Raw genomic sequence first — 14922 nt, forward strand, 5'->3', positions numbered from 1 at the left:
ACCTTATTCCACCTCTGTATCTCTGATATCTAAAAGTGCCGGTGCATCTTCCGGTACCCGGAGCTTTTTCTCAAGATAGCTGATCACTCTCTCAAGTACGAAAGTAATTACCCAGTAAATAATTGCCAGTGAGATATACACTTCAAAGTAACGGTAATTTCTTCCCGCAAGAATCTTTCCTTCTGCGGTCATCTCCACTACGGAACAGACAAATGCAAGAGAAGTTCCTTTGATCAGTCCGATAAATGCATTTCCAAGGGATGGGAGTGCTACCACGATTGCCTCCGGAAGGATGATCCTTATCAATGCCTGGAAATAATTCATTCCTAAAGCGCTTGCTGCCTCAACCTGTCCTTTATCTACTGATTCAAGGGACGCACGGATGATCTCTGCGTTAAATGCAGATTCATTGAGTGCCAGAGCAACGAATGCATATACGATTGGTGCGACTCCATTGACATTGTAGTTGGTTCCACATTTAAAGTTGATATATTTCAGGAGCATCGGAATACCGAAATAGGTCACATATAACTGAACCAGGATCGGCGTTCCGCGGATAACCGAGATATAGATACTTACCAGCTGTTTCAGTACCGGTACCTTTTTAATCTTCACAAGTGCAAGGAGCAGTCCCAGGATGAGACTAGCGATCATTGCTGTGACAGCCAGTTCCATTGTGACCGGAAGATATTTTAAAAGTAGCGGTATCTGTGTAAATACCAGTTTTCCATCAAATAATTTACCCATTAGTTAATCGTCTCCTCGAACTTATCATCCTCCGGTGCGGCATCCTGACCATACCATTTTTTACTGATCTCAGTCAGGGTCCCGTCTTCCTTCAGCTCCTTCAGCGCTTTGTCTACCTGTTCTCTTAAATCTTTCTGATCCTGTGGGAAAATATAATATGCATAAGAGTTTTCTGCAATCATTTTTGCTTCATCTTCCGGAATATCATTTTTCTGCACATCATAGTTAAATTCTTCCATGTAAGAGTTGTACATTGCCAGATCGATGATCGTAAAATCCTGCGATCCGTCTGCTACATGCTGTAAAAATACAGATGTATCTGCATCCGAGTAAGTAATATTGATCGCTTTATCCGGATTCTTTTCATTCCATGCTTCTACTGCATTGGATACGCTGATTCCTGTACCACCTTCAAAAGAAAGTCCTGCTGCATCTTCAAATGATTTGATCTCTTTTCCACCTTTCTTTGTTACGAATACATAGCTGATCTTGTCATATGGATAAGAGTAAAGATAACTTGTTCCACGGTCTTCGTTGTAAGAGAAGTTGTTGACTCCGATCTGATAATTTCCACTATTCAGTCCGGAAAGTACAGATCCAAAATCAGTCACTTCGTATTCCAATTCATAATCCGGAAGTTTATCAAAAACTGCATTCAGTACATCCACATCGTATCCTGCCGGCTTGTCATCATCGCCTACATAGACATATGGTTTTGCGTTTGCTCCGGTTGCTGCTTTGATTACTGTCTTTCCACTGTCTGAAGAGCTGTCCTTTGAAGCACTTCCTGAAGAAGATCCACATCCTGTAGCCAGGACTCCTGCTGCCAGTGTAACTGCTAAAATGCTTGCCAACTTTTTCATAATATTTTTCCTCGTCTTTCGTCTGTTATTTTTCTGCTTTAAATTTGTGTGCCGGATCTTTACTGAGTGATTCTCTTCCTGTCGGTGTCTTCCAGATAGTATCCCAGTCTGTTTCCTGCACCACGATATCATAGTATGTATTTTCCCAATACTCTTCATCTGCTTCATTCAGATCGACAGATGCCGCAAAATCCTTAAAATATGTGTTATGTCTGAATGCCGGGATCTGATACAGATCTCTTGCATATCCCCACAGATTCGGGTAATCTACCAGACGGTGTTTGCAAGGTCCGATATTTCTTGAATAAGACACATCCAGTCTTGCGATGGTTGTATAAAGACGGATATCACTGTCTGTCACATAATCTCCGAATAAGAATCTCTTGTCTGCAAGTCTTTCCTCCATTGCATCAAGCCCTGCGAAAAATGTCTCATATCCATCGGCAAATGCCTGTAAGGATTCAGCGAACTGCGCTCGATAAACAGCGTTGTTTACATTTTCAAAGAGCCATTTGTTCAGCTTATCGATCTCCGGTCTTAATTCTTCCGGGTAAAGATCCGGCGCTCCCTTTTTGTGGAACGGCCTGAACGCTGTTTCCAGATGATTTGTAAGCCAGTGGTAATCATTATTTACCACTTTCTTTGTCTTATAATCTACAAATGCCGGAACCGTTGTACGTCCTGTGTATTCTTCATCCGCATTGTAGTAAAGCTCACTTAAGAACTGTGCGCCCGTTTCCGGATTGATATGATCCGGGGAATTTACAAATTCCCATCCAAGATTCTCTTCCCGGTCTGTCCAGTCTACGATCTCAACTTTCACTGCATCCTCAAGCCCGAGAAGCTCTCTTGCGATCGCTGCCCGATTGGACCAGTTGCATCCTTTTGCCCAGAAAAGAATATATCTGTCTTTTTCTACCGGATTTTTCCCTTCTCCAAAACCTTCCGTGAAGCGGTTGGGCTGACGATGGAAATTTCCATATTCATCAATTTCCTGTGCAGTTTCTCTCGGTCTTACTCTGATCTGTCTTCCATTTACATCTACATATTCGAAATCTGCCATAATTCGTTCCTCCTACTGTTCTTCTGCCTTAAATTTATTGCCCGGATCGCTGCTTAAATGTGCACGGTCATGCGGTGCACCCCAGTATGCATCAAAATTGATCTCATCCAGAAATCTTGCATTGAAAGATTCAAAAAATAATGCGCCGACCTTCTTGTTGTTTGGATTTGCGAAATCCTTAAAGTAGGTGTTGTTTCTGAATGCCGGAATCTGATACAGGTCTCTTGCATATCCCCACAGATTCGGATAATCGATCAGGCGGTGTTTGGTATGTCCTAGCTGCCATGTGTAACGAATATCCAGTCTCGCCAGCGTCACATACAGTCTCACATCACTGTCTGTCACATAATCTCCAAAGAGAAATCTCTGATTTTCCAGACGTTTTTCCAGAATATCCATTGCTGCATAAAAAGAATTATAGGCATCCCAGTAAGCTTCCTTTGATCTTGCAAAGGTTGCTTTATAAACTCCATTATTAATGTTATCAAAGAGCCAGTCATTCATCTCATCGATATCTTTTCTGAGTTCTTCCGGATAAAGATCCGGTGTTCCTTTTTTGTGGAACGGTTTAAAATCTACTTCAAAATAATTGGTAAGCCAGGTGTAATCGTTATTTACAACTTTTCCTGTCTTTGTATCGATCAGAGCCGGTACCGTTGTTCTTCCTGTGTAATCATCATCTGCTTTGTAATAAGCTTCACTTAAGAACTGGATTCCAAGGACCGGATCGATATGATCTTTGTCGTATACGAATTCCCATCCAAGATTCTTCTCATGCTTTGCATGATCAACCATGTTGACACTGATTGCATCTTCCAGTCCAAGAAGTTCTCTTACGATCGAAGCTCTGTTAGACCAGTGGCAAAGCTTTGCCCATACCAGATGGTATCTGCCTTTTTCTACCGGATTTTTTCCTTCTCCAAATCCTTCTGTAAAATGATTTGGCTGGCGGACAAAATATCCATTCTCATCTATTTCCGATACAACTTCCTGCGGACGTACACGGATCTTTCTTCCATCTACTACTTCATAATCAAATTCTGCCATTATTTCTTCCTCCGTTCATATTTATCAGTACTGGTTATTTTGTATAACCTTTATTTCCTATCAATTTAGTTGGTATAATATCATCTATTACCTACTAAGTCAATAGGTTATTTTATTTTTTTGTTTTTTTCTTGAAACACATATAACCCTACGGTATAATAGGTAAAAAAGCACCAGGGTTCATAAACTCTCTGGTGCTGCTATTGTACATATAAAAAAATGGGGGAAAACTAATTATGATTTCTACAAAAGGACGTTACGCACTCCGCGTGATGATTGATCTCGCCCAGCATAAGGACGAAGAATATGTTCCGCTTAACGAGATCGCAATCCGCCAGGAAATTTCCGAAAAATACCTGGAAATTGTCCTGAAAATTCTTGTAAAGAAGAAACTCTTAAAAGGACGCCGTGGCAAAGGGGGCGGATACCAGCTTACCAGGGAACCTTCTGAATACACTATCGGCGAGATTCTTGAACTTGCGGAAGGCAATCTTGCTACAGTCGCCTGCCTGGTTCCAGGTGCCGAGGTCTGCAGCCGTGAAGAACAGTGCATTACACTCCCTCTGTGGAAGAAATTTGATGGAATGGTACATGATTTCTTCTACGAGATTACATTGGAAGATGTGTTAAACGGAAATATTTAAGGAGATTTTTTATGAATACTTCGAATTTTGAATGGCCCGTTGATAAAAAGCCACTGTATTCCCTGCTTTCAATCCGCCTCCGCGGTCTGATTGACGGAATCCCTCACCAGATCTCAAATCTGGCAAATGCATCGGCCCTTCTCGGTGATGCGCTTCTGAATATCAACTGGGTTGGTTTTTATCTGATGAGAGAAGGCAGGCTCGTCCTTGGTCCTTTCCAGGGCAAACCTGCCTGTATTGAAATTGAAATCGGTAAAGGTGTCTGCGGAACCGCTGTGGCAAACGATCAGGTTATGCTGGTAAAGGATGTCCACCAGTTCCCGGGACATATCGCCTGCGACAGCGCCTCTAATTCCGAGATCGTGATTCCGCTTCATAAAGGAAATGAAATCGTTGGCGTTCTGGATATCGACAGCCCTGTTCTCGCCCGTTTTGATGAAGAAGATCAGGAAGGGCTGGAACACTTTGTCAGAATCCTGGAATCTATTTTTGACAGATAAGCTGTTCTTCCAGATAGCTTACGATCACCTCAGCTGCATATCCATGTGACTTTTCCCCCGGATGCCGGAGAGAACCCACTTTTTCCTCCGGCGTATCCGGGAGTTCTAAAAATCCATAAATCTTTTCATAGCGTGATGGCACATTATGATCCGGATTATTATCACATCCTGACAAAACTCCCCATCCTCTCTGCGAAACAGCCCGGAATTCTACTATTTTCCACACTTGACATTTTCCTTTTCTGCTTATACATTATTACATTAGCAAAACTATTTTTATTTGGAGAGATTAAGATGAATGAATTATTAAAAAAGATCCGCCTAAAAGATGCTTCCGCATTTACACATAGTGGAAAATTCCACGCAGATGATGTATTTTCCTCTGCATTGTTATTATATTTAAATCCGGAAATTACAATCCTTCGTGGTAATAAAGTACCCGAAGACTTTGACGGCATCATATTCGACATTGGGCGCGGCAGATATGACCATCACCAGAAAGACAGCCGCATCCGTGAAAATGGCATCCCTTACGCGGCATTCGGCCTTCTCTGGGAAGAACTTGGTACCGAAATCCTGGGGGAAGAGCTTGCTGCTAAGTTTGACGAAGCTTTTGTCCAGCCACTGGATAATAATGATAATACCGGTGAAAAAAATGAACTGGCTTCACTGATTGGAAGCTTCAATCCTTCCTGGGACGAAGATGGCGGAACCGATGAAGCCTTTTTCCGTGCAGTCAGTGTTGCCGGAATGATCCTTGACAATAAATTTGCCCGTTACCTTGGAAATGAACGTGCTGACAAGCGGATCGAAGAAATTCTCGAAACACAAAATCCTGAAGCTGATTCCCGTATTCTGGTCCTTCCTGAATTCATTCCATGCCAGAAACGTCTTTCCGAAACAGATATCGCTTTCGTTATTTTTCCATCCAACCGCGGTGGTTACTGTATCCAGCCTCAGAAAAAAGAATATTCCCTGAATTATAAATGCAGTTTTCCATCTGAATGGCTCGGTCTGGAAAATGAAGAACTCCAGAAAGAAACCGGTCTTTCGAGTGCTTCTTTCTGTCACAAGGGCGGCTTTTTGATGACTACAGCTACTTTAGAAGATGCACGAAAAGCATGTCAGATCAGTCTGGATACCTTTACTGACGAGATTACCCTTGTAAATCTCAGTTCCGACACTTCTACAGACACACTTTTAATGAAACTGCCAGAACTCACGCATGTAAAAATTATCCACAAACCTCTGCCTGATCTCCCTGCTTTAGATATCAATGGAATTTATGCTGAAATAGAAATGAAAAAAACAGAGTGGAAAAAATATATCAAAGATCTAGTAAAAGATCTGCTGAAAACGAAACCGGAAGCTGTCTATGTCGATGGAGATATGTTTTCTATTTACCCGGTCGTGCATCAGCTTCGCAAAAAGCATATCCCGGTTCTTACTTCTGTTACAAAAAACGGTGAAAAACTTATTATTCGTATCCCATCCGGTTCCTGATTTTTTATTATCAGGAATTTGATGATCTGAAAGTGTCAAAAAGAATGTGCCATAACACATTCTTTTTGACAAATGAGAGCTTAATTATCCCAGTATAATTTTCGCTTTTTATCATCCAGTCCATCCACAAACCTTCTTTTAAATACAAGGAATTCTTCCAGATCCATCAGGATATGGTACAGCATCGCACGGCTCTCAAATTCCTCTCTGGTCTTTGGAAGTGAATTGTTCCTGATAATCGCAAAAAGTTCATGTAGTTCATCCAACTGAGCTGTCGGAACTGTATGTTCCTTCACACATACCAGCATATCAAACACATAACTCGAAATGATCATTGCCTCATCTGGCATATGCCTGATTTTCTTCATCTCATAATGTAAGTTATGGATCACATTGCACTGCTTCATACGCATTTCAAAATAATCGATATAGTATCCCGGATGTGACTGAAACGTATTATCCTGATATTCATAGGCATCCTGGATAAAGCCCTGAACCTCTTTTTCCAACGCACAGATATCATCCCATACATTTCTCTGCATTTCCTTATTCGCCAGATATGCCGAAATCTCTCCAAGTATCATCTGCAGACGTTCTTCCGTATATCGCATATTTTCGACCAACGCCTTGCGCTGACTTCCATAATCATAAAACAAGTTCAGGACCAGTGCCATCGTAATTCCGATCAATACCAACATAAATTCATTTGCAATAAAATCAAATTCAAAATCTCTGACTTCCAGAAAATGCATTCCGATCAGTGCATTTACGGAAATCGTCGCTCCCCATCCAAGCATCTCTGCGATAATAACCACAAAAAACACATAAATACCATATGCCATCCATTCTGATTCTACTGCCGAGAATATAATAAGTGCCATAAGTACTGAAATTATGAATGTTACAACCCTCGCTACCGATAATTTGACAGTTTTCCACTTTGTAGTCACCATCGTAAGAAGTGCAACACTCCCTGCCGCCAGTGAATACTTCAGTCCACACAGATTGGCTATGTAAATCGCCAGACTGCTTCCTATCGCAATTTTTAGTGCCTGCATCCCGATCTTTTTACTTTTCATTGTTCCTCCCGTGATCTCATGCACATATTCCCATGAATTCTGTGCACTTGATTTTATATCCATATTTATGATACCGAGAACAGGATAACTATGTCAAATATTTTTTTACTTCTATCCTACCTGCTCCACTCCAAAAATAATTTTGAATTGTATTTTCGATTTTTTCATTTTCCTGCAGCTTCTCCATTATTTTCCTGTGCTAAGCATCAGTTTCTTTGCAAACATCAATCCATCCTTCTGCATCTGCTGCATCATCCAGATCTTCCTGTTGTTTTTGCTGTTGCTTTCCATGCATGACAAGTATTTTTTCAATAAGCTCTGGATTATCTTCACCATCAACCATACACATCCATGTCACGCTCATATTACAAATATCCAAAATAACCCCTGTAATCATTATTATACCGATTAACAGACTAATAAACCACCTTTTTTTATCTTTACTCTCCTATAATGGTCTCATAAATTTAGACACTTTTTCGGACAGATTATAATGAATCTGATATACTAAAATCAGTATGGAAGAAAGAATTTTTGAATAATACAGCCGTTGTATTCGACGATAAGCGTGAAGAAAATCTCAAAGAAAAACTCGCCGAAGAACGAAAAGAAAAAGCCGCATATACTCTGTATTGGGAGAGACAAAATCGGACATGATTTTAGAAATTTTTTGAAATTATTTTTTGAAGTGCAAAAAGACATAAAAAAGATGCCAGGATTTCTCCTGACACCATAGCGACTAAACCAATATTCATGAGCTTTCATTTTACCATCTCCCCTTGTTTATTTAAATATGCAACTTTTGATGAAATATACAAACTTGAATTGAGATTTCATGTATTCCAAGGGATTTAATAATTGTTATATTTTATTATCAAATATCTCTCAAGCCTTTGAAAACACTAAGTTTGGCGCAGGTGAGCTTTCCCTTATTGTTTCCCTTGTGTTATATCGTCCCACCAGTGTTTACGAACTCTGATAAGGGCAAATACAAGGGCAAAAAAACTGATAACACATTATAGCACAAAATGAAAATGACATGGTGAACTGATTGAAATGTTTTCGATATTTAACTCTGTAACTGATTATCAAAAGAAAATGGAGATAAGATACGATGAGAACAATTTATGCAGAATATAATATAAACCACGATAGTATTGATGTTTACACAAGTGCTGGATATATGCTTCGCATTGATTGCTGGGAAGCTGAAAAAAATTTAAAAACCACATATGGATCAGAATGTGCGCTTACTTCATTGGCTGTGGATGAGCCTTTGGAATATGCAAGATTATATCTTGATGGCAATTTACAGATGTGGGTGGATACAGAAGATTCATTAGAACTTTATTAAGCAAGAAGTGAGATAGTGTTGTAGGGAGTTTCCTGTAGTTAAAGATACCACACCCGATATGATGAACCCACGCTTATACACTACCAGCTATGATAAAAGAAAGGACAGCAATTTGACACTGCTGTCCTTTCTTTTATAAAATTGCAGTACACAGAAAAAAGCTGTAAAATGAAAAATATATTTGTCCTTGTAACAATTCTCGGACATTTGCCTGTTATACTATCTGCAAAAAGAAAAGGAAGTGATAATATGAAGCATATTTTAATTGTCGAAGATGATAATCTTTTGAATAAAACGCTTACTTATAATTTGGAATTGGACGGTTACACAATAACTTCTGTTCTGAATGCAAGGACAGCCGCTGAATCATTAAAAACAAACATTTTTGATTTGGTATTGCTGGATATAAATTTACCAGACGGAAATGGTTATGACCTATGCCGTCTTATCAAGCCAGAGCATCCTGATACAGTAGTTATATTTCTAACTGCCAACGATCAGGAAAGCAATCAGATACGGGGATATGAAGCTGGTGCAGTGGATTATATCACGAAACCTTTTTCGATTAGTGCTTTGCAGCGAAAAATCAAAGCCATGTTCGCTATGTTGGAGCATCACAAACCAGCTAAGGATATTTACGAGGATGGTAGCTTGTTTCTGGATTTTTCGGAACAATTTGCAAGTTTGAACGGGAAACCATTAGCACTTTCTGCGATGGAATATAAAATGTTGAACCTATTTCTTAAAAATCCGAAGCAGGTACTTACTCGCCAACAATTTTTAGAAAAACTGTGGGATGTTGATGAAAAATATGTAGATGAACATACCCTTACTACTTCTATCAGCCGTATTCGCAGTAAGATTGAAGCAGATGGCGACACATATATCAAAACGGTTTATGGTATGGGGTATCAATGGACAGGAGGCGAAAAGAAATGAATCTGAATAACCTTTCTGCTAAGAAAATTTGTAGACTGGTTAGTGCTGGCATGGTTTTCTCTATGCTGGTAATTACCGGTATTTTCGGCGGTATAATGCAGGATATACGAATTTTTATAGTGGGTGGAACATTGACACTCTGTGCGTTTTTCTGGATTTGGCTATTGGTGCTGATTTTTGGAAAACGCCTTTCTCATTTTACTTCTAATTTGTGCCGGACGCTGGACAACATGATTGATGGAAACGAGGAATTACAAAAGTCAAATGATAGTGAAACTCTTTTTGCCCGTATCAACCACCGCTTAATTCGGTTGTATGAGATTATGCAGAAAAACCGGCACAAGGTAGACATGGAACGACAGGAGCTTCAAATGCTGATTTCTGATATTTCACATCAAGTTAAAACGCCTGTCAGCAATTTGCAAATGGTAACGGACACACTTTTAACAAAGCCTGTTTCAGAAGAAGAACGGATGGACTTTTTACAAGGCATACGTAGTCAGACTGATAAACTGGATTTTCTGTTCCAAGCACTGGTTAAAACGTCCCGGTTGGAAACCGGAGCAATACGATTAGAAAAGAAAGACAGCAGCTTATTCCATACGCTTGCACAAGCCATGAGCAGTATTGTATATGCCGCAGAGAAAAAAGAAATTGCTGTATCCGTGGATTGCCCGGAAAATTTGATAATCTCCCATGACAGCAAGTGGACAAGCGAAGCCCTTTTCAATCTGCTGGACAATGCAGTAAAATACACTCCGTCAGGTGGAAAGATTTCTGTATCAGTGGTTCAGTGGGAAATGTACGTAGAGGTCAAAGTGACCGACACCGGCAAGGGCATTTCAGAAAGCAATCAGGCTGCCATCTTCCGGCGCTTCTATCGTGAGGAAGAAGTACACGATCAACAGGGTGTGGGAATAGGTTTGTATTTGGCTCGTGAGATTGTAACAAGGCAAGGGGGCTATATCAAGGTTGTTTCAGAGCTGAGGCAAGGCTCAGAATTTTCTATTATGCTTCCTGTAAGGTAAGATATAACCACTTTTTTTGAAATGTCCGAGCGTTGTAACATTTCACTCTGATTTTCGATAAAAATTTTTTCTATCTCGGACATTTGTGTAACATTTGTGGTTTACAATGGCTTTATCAACAGATAGAAAGCCTTGAAAGGAGCATTTGAATATGAGCATTTTACAAACAATCGACTTAAAGAAGTATTACGGCACAGAACCAAATATTACTCGTGCCCTTAATGGTGTAAATTTTACTGTGGAACAGGGAGAATTTGTTGCCGTAGTTGGAACTTCCGGCAGCGGTAAGTCTACATTGCTTCACATGATGGGAGGACTTGATACCCCCACTTCCGGCAGCGTGATTGTACGGGGAGAAGAACTCGCAAAAAAGAATGATGATGAATTGACAATTTTCCGCCGGCGTAACATCGGATTTATCTTCCAAAATTATAATCTGGTTCCGATTTTGAATGTATATGAAAATATCGTCCTGCCTGTGGAACTGGATGGCGATACAGTAGACCAGAAATTTATGGACGAAGTTGTGTATATGTTGGCTTTAGAAGATAAACTGGAAAATATGCCGAACAATCTTTCAGGCGGTCAACAGCAACGTGTAGCGATTGCACGAGCTTTAATTACGAAGCCTGCGATTATCCTTGCTGATGAACCGACCGGAAATCTTGATAGCAAGACCAGTGCAGATGTGTTAGGGCTTTTGAAGCATACCAGCGGAGAATTTAATCAGACCATTGTAATGATTACTCACAACAACGAGATCGCTCAACTCGCAGACCGCATTGTACGGATTGAAGATGGTAAAATTGTTGGCTAAAGGAGGTGGGAATTATGAATTATCCTTTTGAAAATGATACCAGTGCAGTAATTAAAAAATTAGCACGAAAAAGTGTGCGTTTTGATAAGAAGAAAAACTTATTTTGCCTTTCGGCAATTATTGTAGCCGTTGCTATGATAATGATGTCGTTGCTCACAGTGCAAAATATCATTTATCAAAATCAGAAAGAAATCGAAGGATTACATCAAGGGATTTTCTTTGACATTACGCAGGACAGTAAAGAAAAGTTGTTAGCAAACGAAGAAGTAAAAAGTGTAGGACTTTCCTGTAATATCAAAACAGTGAAAGAAAATTCTAAAGAACTGTCTCTGATTTATTATGATGATGACATGCTTAGTTTGATTCCTGCCTTTGACGGAAAATATCCAGAGAAAGCAAGTGAAATTGCTGTTACAGATGCCTTTTTTGCCAGTGAAAATAAGTCTCCGGAAATCAACGCCATAGTTCAGTTGAATCTGGATGGTACTTTGAAGAATTATACTATTGTTGGTATTTATCATGATAAAACTTCTACCGCTTATCCTGTTTTTGTTTCACTTGAAAAATGCCGGGAATTACGTGGAAATAACCTGCTTAATGGATATGTTTGGCTTGAAAATGCAGATACCCTTACAAAAGACGAAGCAACAGAAATATTATCTCAAATTTCAGAGGAGACTGGACTGAATAATTGGACAGTCAGCAGTTACTATGATTATGTAAATACAACTTTGTCCTTCAGTAATTATGCGGTATATGGTGTAGTTGCTGCCATTTTGTTTTTAGCTGCCGCACTTGTAATTTACAGCATTTTCTATATTTCGGTTGGACAAAAAGTTGCTGAGTTCGGACAGCTTCGGACAATAGGGGCAAGTAAAAAGCAAATTTATAAAATAGTTCTTAAACAGGGTTATATGCTTGCAGTTCCGGGGATTTTAATTGGTAGTATCATGGGAACGATCATCAGCTATTGTCTGCAATCAAAAGGCTGGTCAGTATTTGCATTTATTGTTTCTCTATGTGGCGCATGCCTTTTTGGAATACTGCTTGTTTATATTAGTGTTCGTAAACCAGCAAAAATTGCAGCGAATACTTCTCCAATTTCCGCCCTGAAAAATCCAGTGGGAATTGTAAATTACCGCACTCACAAAAGACATCGTATTACGCCTGTATATTTAGCGAAAATCAGCTTTTCCAGAAACAGAAAAAAATCTCTATTGACCATTTTATCATTGGGACTGTGCGGAGTTATATTTTTCCTTGCAGCAAGTTATCAGAGTTCTTTTAATGCCGAGAGTATGGCTCGTTATTGGGATATGAAGTACGGAGATTTCAAAATCAGCATTGATTTAGAAAACGAAAGTGAAAATTTGGATGCTCTCTTGCAGAAAGAATATTTTTCTGATTATGTAAAGCGTGTTGGAGATATAGAGGGAGTTAGCAATATATTTACTTATGCTACCGTACCAGTTGATTTCTCAACAGACAATGATATTTCAGATAGCACCTTGATGCTCGGCTATAATGAAAAGGATTTGGCGTCGCTAAATGCAGCGGTTTTGTCTGGAAATATTACTGATGATACAGAATTAGTTGTAAGTGATCCCGAACGTATTTATGATGTTTACCATTGGAAACCTCAAATTGGGGATACTGTGACCTTTAATTTCAAAAATCATAGTGGTAAAACAATAACAAAAGCATTCAAAATTGGTGCAATCACTTCCAGCAATGATGGAATGGGTGGCTATATTTTCAGAATGCCGGAAAATATGCTCAAAGAACTTGCAGGTTATGACTGTACATACGCAATCGAAATACAAGCAGAAGCTGAATATCAGGAGATAATCGAGCAAGAACTCAAATTACTCGTTTCTGACAATAGGGATGTTCGCTTACAAACCCTTCAAGATTTTATTGTAGAACACCAATCAGACAATCGTGCAGGTTTTACATTAGCTTATGCGATTGCAGCCATCTTGTGGATATTTGCGGTCATCAATCAAATCAATCTTACTGTGACAAATCTTTTATCACAGAAACAGGAAATGGGCACACTAAAATCTATTGGTATGACAAATAAGCAGTTGAAGCAAGCATTTATGATGGAAGGTCTTTTTACTACTTTGATTGCATTGCTTATAACTGCTGTTGTTGGAATCCCCGGCGGATATGCAATCGGTATATTTTTGAAAAATGCAGGCATGTCTACGGGATTTGTATTTCCGGTTGTTGCTTTTACTCTTTTTGCTGTTGCTATGTTTATGCTTGAAAGTTTGATGACAATATTGCTTATTCATTCATGGAAGAAGCAATCTGTTATTGCAATAATGCGAAATTGATGATAGAAAGCTTTTCATATCTCGGTCAGCTCCACAATTACATTACTCTGCTGATACAGCCAGTCCGTAAATTCTTTCGGGCTGGCTGTTCCTGTTTTTACAGCCTTTTTTCTCTGTAATACTTCTTTTCATACAGTAAATTTTCACTAGGCTGGTATGGAGTAATTTTACTGTCTATACAGTAAGTTGAAAATACTAATATGGTCTTTTTTCTAACCAAACTTTAAGATAACATCTAATTCCAACATATGCGCCCTGCGAAAGTACGAAAAGCAATAGAAGATTTACTGACAGTACTTTTTTGATTGATTCTCCAAAATAAATGACAATAGCAACACTTGTCAGTATCACCATTATGGTAATCATATCCCAACAGTATTTCTTATATAGCCCTGCAATCTTTATTTCGATGAATGCCAAAAGTATTCCCACACCCACCAGACATCCACCGGAAATCAGTATTCTTATCATCCAGTATATAATTCCGGCAACGACAGGATTGGATATTCCATTGCTAACCTGTGCCACATTCTTCCCTGCCAGTATAGTCAATCCTGCAATGTTCTGTATAAAAGTGGCGATTGTATCAAAGAATACCACGCAATCAGAAATAAATATTTTTGACCGTATCATCTGAAAAAGAGTAGTTGATACGGAATACCATATCAGCAGAAACATCAATGCTTCATACATGGCTGTTTTTGTTTTATATCTGCCTTCCAGTTTTTCTCTCTGCGTATCATACTTTTCCTTGGCTTTCAGATAAGCTGTCTGGTTACAGTTCCCACACTTTTGATAGAGTACCGGCTTTTCAACCGGTATCTCTACTTTTTTCTGATGAGAGAGTGCATAGTCCCGTTCCTGTTCTGCCTGCCTTAGCTTATCTTGACATTCCTCTGTCATGATTTCGGCAGCGTGCGTTTTCTCTTTCTCGCTCTGCAACAATTCTTTTGTTTTCCTCAAGTCGTTCTTTAAGGCTTGAATGTTCCCTGCTCT

Annotated in this window: 16 protein-coding genes; 8 read left to right on the top strand and 8 right to left on the bottom strand. The window is 39.4% G+C overall.

The window, feature by feature from the left end; translation table 11 throughout:
• Window positions 1-3: 3 nt before the first annotated feature.
• The 4 genes from AB5213_RS15175 to AB5213_RS15190 are packed head-to-tail and all read right to left on the bottom strand — an operon-like array spanning window position 4 to window position 3720.
• Complete coding sequence (locus tag AB5213_RS15175) at window positions 4-747, bottom strand: amino acid ABC transporter permease (RefSeq protein WP_008369937.1); 744 nt, start codon at window positions 745-747, stop codon at window positions 4-6.
• Entirely contained in the window at window positions 747-1610 is an 864-nt protein-coding gene (locus AB5213_RS15180; RefSeq protein ID WP_368276885.1) for a transporter substrate-binding domain-containing protein, read from the bottom strand. The genes AB5213_RS15175 and AB5213_RS15180 overlap by 1 nt, the downstream gene beginning before the upstream one ends.
• A gap of 25 nt (window positions 1611-1635) precedes the next feature.
• Window positions 1636-2673 carry a glutathione S-transferase C-terminal domain-containing protein gene (locus AB5213_RS15185; protein WP_008369934.1) on the bottom strand — a complete coding sequence of 346 codons (1038 nt, stop codon included), beginning with the start codon at window positions 2671-2673 and terminating at the stop codon, window positions 1636-1638.
• A gap of 12 nt (window positions 2674-2685) precedes the next feature.
• Window positions 2686-3720, bottom strand: coding sequence for a glutathione S-transferase C-terminal domain-containing protein (locus AB5213_RS15190; RefSeq protein WP_368276886.1), 1035 nt, complete (start codon window positions 3718-3720; stop codon window positions 2686-2688).
• 236 nt (window positions 3721-3956) lie between these two features.
• Between AB5213_RS15190 and AB5213_RS15195 the strand changes: the two genes are divergently transcribed.
• Complete coding sequence (locus AB5213_RS15195) at window positions 3957-4364, top strand: Rrf2 family transcriptional regulator (RefSeq protein WP_055158591.1); 408 nt, start codon at window positions 3957-3959, stop codon at window positions 4362-4364.
• A gap of 11 nt (window positions 4365-4375) precedes the next feature.
• Complete coding sequence (locus AB5213_RS15200) at window positions 4376-4864, top strand: GAF domain-containing protein (RefSeq protein WP_055158593.1); 489 nt, start codon at window positions 4376-4378, stop codon at window positions 4862-4864.
• Here AB5213_RS15200 and AB5213_RS15205 read toward each other — a convergent pair.
• A complete protein-coding gene (locus AB5213_RS15205; RefSeq protein WP_022220014.1) occupies window positions 4848-5090 on the bottom strand; it encodes a hypothetical protein in 243 nt (80 codons plus the stop codon). The genes AB5213_RS15200 and AB5213_RS15205 overlap by 17 nt on opposite strands.
• Before the next feature lie 68 nt (window positions 5091-5158).
• On the opposite strand from AB5213_RS15205, the gene AB5213_RS15210 reads away from it, so the two are divergent.
• Window positions 5159-6367, top strand: coding sequence for an MYG1 family protein (locus AB5213_RS15210; protein WP_055249394.1), 1209 nt, complete (start codon window positions 5159-5161; stop codon window positions 6365-6367).
• An 80-nt stretch (window positions 6368-6447) separates the two neighbouring features.
• Here the strand turns inward: AB5213_RS15210 and AB5213_RS15215 are convergent, their stop codons facing one another.
• The gene (locus AB5213_RS15215) at window positions 6448-7446 is read right to left on the bottom strand and encodes an aromatic acid exporter family protein (protein ID WP_173692287.1); all 999 of its coding nucleotides are present in this window, start codon (window positions 7444-7446) and stop codon (window positions 6448-6450) included.
• 199 nt (window positions 7447-7645) lie between these two features.
• Window positions 7646-7843, bottom strand: coding sequence for a hypothetical protein (locus AB5213_RS15220; protein WP_368276887.1), 198 nt, complete (start codon window positions 7841-7843; stop codon window positions 7646-7648).
• A 717-nt stretch (window positions 7844-8560) separates the two neighbouring features.
• On the opposite strand from AB5213_RS15220, the gene AB5213_RS15225 reads away from it, so the two are divergent.
• From AB5213_RS15225 to AB5213_RS15245, 5 genes are all read left to right on the top strand, one after another.
• Entirely contained in the window at window positions 8561-8800 is a 240-nt protein-coding gene (locus AB5213_RS15225) for a DUF6061 family protein (protein ID WP_006859036.1), read from the top strand.
• 249 nt (window positions 8801-9049) lie between these two features.
• Window positions 9050-9739 (top strand): response regulator transcription factor, encoded by a 690-nt coding sequence (locus tag AB5213_RS15230; protein ID WP_009265522.1) that lies wholly within the window; start codon window positions 9050-9052, stop codon window positions 9737-9739.
• Window positions 9736-10767, top strand: a complete 1032-nt coding sequence (locus AB5213_RS15235) for a sensor histidine kinase KdpD (RefSeq protein WP_006859034.1) — start codon at window positions 9736-9738, stop codon at window positions 10765-10767. Before AB5213_RS15230 ends, AB5213_RS15235 begins: the two co-directional genes overlap by 4 nt.
• Before the next feature lie 151 nt (window positions 10768-10918).
• A complete protein-coding gene (locus AB5213_RS15240) occupies window positions 10919-11584 on the top strand; it encodes an ABC transporter ATP-binding protein (protein ID WP_006859033.1) in 666 nt (221 codons plus the stop codon).
• Between the two features lie 14 nt (window positions 11585-11598).
• Window positions 11599-13926 carry an ABC transporter permease gene (locus AB5213_RS15245; RefSeq protein ID WP_006859032.1) on the top strand — a complete coding sequence of 776 codons (2328 nt, stop codon included), beginning with the start codon at window positions 11599-11601 and terminating at the stop codon, window positions 13924-13926.
• 195 nt (window positions 13927-14121) lie between these two features.
• On the opposite strand, the gene AB5213_RS15250 is transcribed toward AB5213_RS15245, so the two are convergent.
• Window positions 14122-14829 (bottom strand): DUF6040 family protein, encoded by a 708-nt coding sequence (locus tag AB5213_RS15250; protein WP_368276888.1) that lies wholly within the window; start codon window positions 14827-14829, stop codon window positions 14122-14124.
• Window positions 14830-14922 lie beyond the last annotated feature (93 nt).

It is taken from the genome of Coprococcus sp. RTP21204st1_G4_RTP21204_210225 (assembly GCF_040915385.1).
GTDB lineage: Bacteria > Bacillota > Clostridia > Lachnospirales > Lachnospiraceae > Allocoprococcus > Allocoprococcus comes.